This window comes from Enterobacter sp. SES19, assembly GCF_011765665.1.
In the GTDB taxonomy this organism is placed as follows: Bacteria; Pseudomonadota; Gammaproteobacteria; order Enterobacterales; family Enterobacteriaceae; genus Enterobacter; species Enterobacter pseudoroggenkampii.
Genome location: NZ_CP050320.1, coordinates 2,855,101 through 2,855,516, shown reverse-complemented (window position 1 = coordinate 2,855,516; position 416 = coordinate 2,855,101). Strand labels below are relative to the sequence as shown.

The 416-nt window shown below is 61.5% G+C and carries 1 protein-coding gene; it reads left to right on the top strand.

Features of this window, described 5'->3' with window-relative positions; translation table 11 throughout:
- Positions 1–416: contractile injection system protein, VgrG/Pvc8 family (locus GXP72_RS22710; protein WP_280115395.1), on the top strand; the 416-nt coding region annotated here is incomplete at its 3' end.

Sequence of the window (416 nt, the reverse complement as noted above, 5' to 3'; positions counted from 1 at the left end):
CTGCGTATTTTCCAGGGGCAGACGGTGCCGCAGATTGTGAAAACCCTGCTCGGTGAGCATCAGGTTAACGTTGAGGACAAACTCACCGGCAGCTACCGGGTGTGGGACTACTGCGTGCAGTATCAGGAGTCGAGCCTGGACTTCATCAGCCGCCTCGTGCTCGGCACGGACGCGCGCATCGACCGCAGTAAGCTGCTGGGCCAGCCGGTCACGGTGACCATCCCGACGCAGAGCCTGCTGACGTCCCGCTATATTAACGGCAAGATTACCCGCGTGGCGGTCAGTGCCGTTGAGCTGACGGGCACCCGCTATGCGGTGTACCAGCTGACGGTGGAGCCGGACCTGTGGCCGATGAAGCGCGACCGTAACCTGCGTATTTTCCAGGGGCAGACGGTGCCGCAGATTGTGAAAACCCT